The organism is Rubritalea profundi, from assembly GCF_002954445.1.
GTDB lineage: Bacteria > Verrucomicrobiota > Verrucomicrobiia > Verrucomicrobiales > Akkermansiaceae > Rubritalea > Rubritalea profundi.
This window is the reverse complement of record NZ_MQWA01000001.1, coordinates 2,264,016-2,270,434: the sequence shown is the minus strand read 5'-3', so window position 1 is coordinate 2,270,434 and position 6,419 is coordinate 2,264,016. Positions and strand designations below refer to the sequence as shown.

At 50.7% G+C, this 6,419-nt stretch carries 5 protein-coding genes; all 5 read right to left on the bottom strand.

All coding sequences use genetic code 11. The features are described 5' to 3' along the window. Positions 1 to 177 precede the first annotated feature (177 nt). On the bottom strand, positions 178 to 336 hold the full coding sequence (locus BSZ32_RS18835; protein WP_165788764.1) for a hypothetical protein: 159 nt from the start codon (positions 334 to 336) through the stop codon (positions 178 to 180). A 171-nt stretch (positions 337 to 507) separates the two neighbouring features. After that, positions 508 to 2,625, bottom strand: a complete 2,118-nt coding sequence (locus tag BSZ32_RS09850) for a hypothetical protein (RefSeq protein ID WP_129589695.1) — start codon at positions 2,623 to 2,625, stop codon at positions 508 to 510. Positions 2,626 to 2,927: 302 nt separating this feature from the next. After that, positions 2,928 to 3,614 (bottom strand): PEP-CTERM sorting domain-containing protein, encoded by a 687-nt coding sequence (locus tag BSZ32_RS09845; RefSeq protein ID WP_105043262.1) that lies wholly within the window; start codon positions 3,612 to 3,614, stop codon positions 2,928 to 2,930. Positions 3,615 to 3,884: 270 nt separating this feature from the next. Next, positions 3,885 to 4,274, bottom strand: coding sequence for a golvesin C-terminal-like domain-containing protein (locus tag BSZ32_RS20690; protein WP_105043261.1), 390 nt, complete (start codon positions 4,272 to 4,274; stop codon positions 3,885 to 3,887). Between the two features lie 21 nt (positions 4,275 to 4,295). Next, positions 4,296 to 6,419 (bottom strand): glycosyl hydrolase family 28-related protein (locus BSZ32_RS09835; protein ID WP_206018804.1); only part of this gene is annotated, 2,124 nt, incomplete at its 5' end.

Below are 6,419 nucleotides of genomic sequence, written 5' to 3'. Positions count from 1 at the left end.
GAGCAGCTCACGGCACACCTACGCGGCGAGTTGTTGCGCGGGCGTTGGGTCGGGACGATGCCCGGCGTGCAACGGCTCGCAGCAGAGTTTAGCGTCAATTGTAAGACCGCGGAGACCACGCTGCAGGCGCTCGAGAATTGCTAGGAATTTGCTTTTTGGGTGAGGTGGTCGTGAGCATCATGCGAGGAGGAGATAGCTGGTTGTCCCCTCTTGGGGTTCGAGATAGGACCATGGAAGACGCAGGTAGACGGTTGAGACACCTGGAAAATCCTCAAGCGTATCCGAGGGTTCCAGCTTGGAGCCATAGTTGCGTGCCACGTTGGAGTAGAAGTGCATGGTTTACCCCATACCGGGGTTGATTAGCACCTTGCCTATGCTTTTGGGAGGACCGTAACCCGTATCCAGCCCAAATGCTACAACGGCCGTTAGGGCTGCGGCAAGTAGAAGGCAACTGCACAGATTGCTCTGTTTTCTCATATTCATCCTTAACTCCTTAATTACTCAGTTTTATTCCTTAACGCGACCATTCATGAATTCCACCTTGGAATCGTGGGTCTCGATATGTTTGCGAAGCTGAATCTTCTTTTTATTGATACTGTTTCTACCGAAGAATCGTATTGTAGTGCCATCCTTTGCGACTATCGGGACCTTGCTGGCATTCTTCCAGCTGACATTCCTGCAGTTCACCATGGCACTATTCTTGAAGATACTCTGGGCTGCACTGTCGATTGTCAAATTCTGCAGGGAAACATCCCATGCATCATTGCAATGAAAGCCTGTCCTCTCACCAATGATTGAGTCCTTGAATACGATGTGCCGTGGACGTGGTCTTTCTAGGGTAGCCTTGTTTCCACCGTAAATATGGATGGAGATGTTGTCGAATTGACAATCCTCAATGCTGACAGGAGTACGCCATCGCGTCGACCCATGCTTGCCAAGTTTGCTATTGATGCACCGCCGGATAACCATATCCCAGTTGATTGTCTCTTCATGGAAAAGGAAGTCACCAACCCGAAGGTCGACAGTCCGATCCAAGCGAATAAGAAATCGGTGATTTGCCCCCTTCGGCCTAGTCTCAGATCCCTGCACTGTCTCCACCACTCTGGCGATGCCCTTGCCTGTGTTTTTCTGCTTCGGATCCCAGGCACTTACCCAGTCGCCAGGTTTATACATAAACATGGGACTGAGACCATACAACGTCACCTCAAGCCTGCCACCGGCGAGTCGTTTCACCTTCTCCACCTTGTTGAGCATAGAGTGGGGACTGAAAATATCGTCGTACATAAGGCCGCCATCAAAACGGCCGTCTTCAATCAGTATACCCATACGATTGTCACGGACATGGAATCCATCACGCCAACTTACAAATCGTTCGGTCTTGGGCTTGGGTGTTCTTATATCGACCTTGGAGAAGGTCACAGGGCCCCAATTGTACTTGGGAACGATGCCAAAATTGGCTATGGACTGGATCCAGAGGTTTGTCATGGAGATTCTACCCGAGCTTTCGATACATAGATGCTCTCCTGACGAGTGACCATAACGCTGATGAGGCATGATCAATGGATTGCCTTCTACACCGTCTACAAGGGCCTTCTTTAGTTTCGCTCGATGGTCCTTTCTGAAATGGACCCTTATCTTGCATGGCTGTTCGGAGAGGGATTCCGTTCTGTCGATATACAGATGCCCGCAGGAGATATAATCTGGAACGGGCGACTTGAGTGGATCAGATAGAGGACGAGCAAAGAACATGGCCTGTCTTGCCTTTCCTACCTCTGGAATACCATAGCGTGCCGGCACCTGAATATCCATATATAACTTTTCAGGTTCAATGGCAGAGACCACGCCCTGATAGTAGGGTTGCGGGGTGAATGTCTGTATGAACCCGTCAATCTGGATATTCTCGCACTCATTTATATGAGCCAAGGCAAGCTTTTCAGGGTGGATATTCAGGAATGAGCCATTGCCTTCAAATTTAAGATTTCTGCTATTCTTGAGCCGAAATACATACTGTTTCTTTTTGTACGCTTCAGGTTTATCCAGCACCAAGCGGTAATTCGCTCCTTTGTCAAAACGAACGATACCCCCTCCGGCTTTTTCAGCGGCTGCAGTCGCTTTCCATACGGCTGGGAGGTCATTGTGTTTTCCATCACCCTTTGCTCCATAATCCTTGACAGCGAAAACAGGGAGTCCGGTGAAGGTCGGAGTGCCGAAAGCAAGCCTGTAGGAAAGTTCATACCGTGTATTCGGTTCTGGAGTGCAGGCGACCTCTATTTTGTCGCCACCTTTTCTCTTTTCTATCCGGATCGGGAAGCGGAAAAGCGGGGCATCATATGGCTCAATCTTTTGACCTTTAGTGAAGCGGTGTGTTTTGAACGGCTTGCCGTTGATACTGATAGTCACCGTCACCGATGTCCCGTCGACAATATGTACCCATGCCTGAGCAATTTGATAGTCGCCATCTTCCGCGAAGGTATGCACCCACTTCATGGCCTCCCCGGAGGGTTTCTGTTCTACCTTCTGGACAATAGTAGTTGACTTGGAACTTGAGTTGGCTTCTGTTTCGACAGAAGTCACATCTGCAGCATGAATGTGCAAACTGGCCAGAGTTACAATCAGTGTTGCCATTCCGAAATGATAATATCTGTTCATATTTGACTGCTAGGGATTTGCTTTTTGGGTGAGGTGTTCGGAGTTGCGGTCATGGGAAAAATAGGTGGTTGCGAGGGAAAGATGGGGGTGCATTAAATGGGTAAATCGGGGGTAGTGAATGGCCACTCACAGGATGAGTCAATGGTGGAATTGTTACTGAGAGCGGTCAGTCCGGACCCTTCTCTGACCCTTCTCTGGATATTGAACCATACGAAAAAACCCCACCCCCGCGTGACGGGGAGTGGGGTTGGGATATTTGTTAATTTTCCGATGCCGGGTTATTTGCGGCGACGGAGGATCAGGGCGATTCCACCGAGGCCGAGAAGGGCGGCGGTGGTGGGTTCGGGGACAGCGACAATATCAAACTGAAGGCCACTAATTTGCGATGGACCAGCGCCTGTCGCTTCAGCGGTAAAGCTAGTCTCGGAGGTTTGGCCAGTCACCAGACTAAGGGACTCAAATACGGCACTATCATCAGTGCCACTTACAATATTTTGTCCTGCGATAGTCATTGTGCCAGTGGATTTCCAGCGCATATCAATCCCCGTCAAATCAACGGTGTAGCCGGTGGTGACATCACCGCTTCCAGCGTCTAGCAAGGTTACGGAAAAAGTAAGAACCCCATCGAGAGCGTCAAACCATTGATCATTATTTCCACCGAACACAGCAGCACCATTACCACCGCCATTGGTCAGATTACCTCCAGCGGTAGTAAAATCAATGGTTAAGGTGGTTGCTGTGCCGCCAAAGCCAGACTCGCTGATATCGTAGGTCAGCGTGCCTGTTGTAGAGGTGTCATTGAAAATGCTTTGCGCGTCTATTGTTGGATCTAGGCCCGCAGTGACATCGAAAAGTCCAAAGTGTGTAAAAACGGTGGCCGCTTGGGCCGACACGGCAAGGGCGAGAGTTCCCATCGCCGCAGCGAGGGACAGGCTTGTTTTCATTGATTTTGTGTTAATACTCATGATGATGTTGTTTTGTTTGGGTTTTGGTTTAGTTCGATTCCACCTGCGAATTTAGACAACTCACATAGGCTCGTGGCACAAAGTATAAACAAAACGATCACGACGACAAACTAAAATACTTATCAAATTCAAACAATAAGTTATACATTTAGAACACTGATAATGACATGAATCCATTCGAATTGCACGTCGACGCAGCGCAAGCGGTTTTCCGTTGCGTTGATTTCCATTCATCTCAAGGGTTTCACGCCTGCCTACCTTCACGTCATCTCATCTTTCGGGTGTGGCTAGAACAAACATAAGGGCGCTGCATCGTGCCGGCGAGATACCCGATCCGGGTTTAACGACAACGCCCTCCTTTTTGGTTCCCTTAAAGGCATAGCTCCCCAGCTCCACCCAACCCGATGGCCCCGGACGCATATCGACGACCAGGGATTCACTGCCCCCGCCGTTATTAATGGCTATTCCCTGTCTGGCATCGTTGCTGGGGTGGGCAACTCGGTAGATATACACTGTATACTCACCCGCTTTGTTAAGGGGAGAAGCGAACACCGCACGGCCCCCTTTACCGCTGAATCTGCTCTTCCCGCCCTTGTAACCGGCCAAGCCGGAATCAGCCCAGGCACCCGATTCTTTGTAGCCCGGGTCTTTTATAGTCACGACAACGCCACCCGTTATCTTCTATTTGATCGGGGGCCGTTTCACGGCGGGCTTGCTGTCGCCCGGTAAATGTACCGCTGCTCCTTTGGCAATGGAGATCCGCCTCTTTATGTCGGAACCCTGCGGGTTGACAGTCTTGCCGTTAAGCCTGATGTCACCTTCCAGGTACAGAGTAGAGCCGGCCCCTGCATGGATAATTCTACCGGCATTGAGCCATTCCGCATCCCTGAGCACAATATCTTCTGCATTGCGCACGCCGGTAAAGGTGACCCTATCAAAACGGCATTTCTCAAATACCATCCCTATGGGCCAATGAAGCTGAACAGCACTCTCTCCGCCGCCTATATAGCACCCTTTCACCAGGACGTCACGGGCCCGGGGAGTACCCCAGAAGGGGTTGAATTCAACATAGAAATTAAAATCCTCAAAGCGATTGTTCTCGTAAGTAATGCCGCTCGCGCGGAACCGGTTGCTGGCATACTCAGTTCCCGTGGACGATGTACTGCAGTTCCTGATCAGGGTTCCTCGATTGAGAACCTCGTCGTTGATAACAACGTCTCCAGGCCGGATTGAGGAAGGTAGATGTTCGAGGCTGAGATAGAATCGTTTTTGACTCTCAGGCACATTCTCCGCCTCAACCACCCTCGCCATTCCCCGCAGGGTGGTCTGGTCCTTATTCCAGATACTGACCCAATCCCCTTTGAGCCAGGTATGAAGGTCTTTATGGTCCCTGAATGCAGCATCCAGAGACAGCTTCCTGTTCTTCGTGTCAATGGCAGCCACATTGTGAATCCGGGTGTAGATGGCAAAGGTGTCATCGTACTGAGCCGCTCCGTCCATATCGCAGCTATCAATCAATGTGCCGAATCGACCATTCTTGATATGAAAGCCATCACGCCACGAGGCATAGAGCTCGGTCTCAGGATGCTTCATCTTGAGATCAACATTCTGGAAGGATACGGGCCCCGTGTTGCCCTTGACCTTCATCCAGAAATAGGGAACCAGGTAATAGCGAATGTTTGAAAAGGTGACCCTGGAGCTTTGGAGGATGCTGGTATATCCCTTAAGATGTCCATACTTCATATGGGGAACAACGAACTCGGTTGCCCCACGTTTTTTAGCGTTTATTACCCGCGATTTATTAGCGGCGTTCGGGGTATCACTCCCCTTGGCGAATTTGGGAACCTGCAGCCTGAGGTGCCGGCTGTCTTTTAGAGCTGTTACGGATTCGATATAGATATTCTCGCCCGAGCCTGAACGCGATCCCGGACGATCAGGTATAAAAGAACGCCCGAAAAAGGCGGCCTTGCTTTCAGTCTTTCCGGTAAGGGGGACGGGGTAACGCTCCGGCACCACAATATCTATGGTCATATTTTCAACGTCGATGTTGGTTATTTTCCCCTGGTAATAAGGGAGGGGATCGTAGTCAACCAAAAGGCCGTCGATCTGGATATTGCGGGATTGGCGGATGTTTGCCATGCCGTCGGGCGCCTTCAAAACCAGCGTCGATCCCTGCCCCTCTATTTTGATATTCGCCGCTCCCACCAGATCAAAGACAGCTTCGTACTCCAGGTCATCCCGCCCCACAACCCGGTAGGTCTTCTTCTTTTCAAAACGGACAATGGCACCCCCTGCAGCTTTGGCCGCCGCGACTGCTTTGTGAATCGCAGCCATATCGTCGGTCAGCCCGTCACCCACAGCACCGAAATCGGCAACATTCAGAACCTTGAGTCCGGTAAAATCGGGCGTAGTAGAAACCAAATGAAAGGCAAGCCGGTAGGCCACATCGCCCGACGGTACGGCTTTTATTTCGATGCGGGAACCGGCAGCCAGTTCTTCAAAGCGGCTTTCAAGCCTGAAAAGACCATAGTCTCTAGCCGAGAGTCCCGGAGCCTTTGATTTGTCCTTTAATGCCGTAACTGTTTTAACCGCCTTACCGTTAACTGATATCACAATCTTAACTTTCCCCTCGGAAAGGGCCTCAACCCAGCCAGTCCCCAGTTGATAGTCTCCACCCTGCTGAAGCGTGTAACTCCAACTCTTCTCGCCGGTGAGTTTTCCTGAATCCACTGCGGCGACAAATCCGGCTTCTGCACGTTCCTGTTCCGTCATGGTCTCGTACGAAATAGTGGTTGGAAAGTCTTC

Excerpts from the sequence above, each read along its gene's own strand:
- BSZ32_RS09850 (WP_129589695.1), bottom strand. The coding sequence starts at position 2,625 with ATGGCAACACTGATTGTAACTCTGGCCAGTTTGCACATTCATGCTGCA.
- BSZ32_RS09845 (WP_105043262.1), bottom strand. The coding sequence starts at position 3,614 with ATGAGTATTAACACAAAATCAATGAAAACAAGCCTGTCCCTCGCTGCG.
- BSZ32_RS18835 (WP_165788764.1), bottom strand. The coding sequence starts at position 336 with ATGCACTTCTACTCCAACGTGGCACGCAACTATGGCTCCAAGCTGGAA.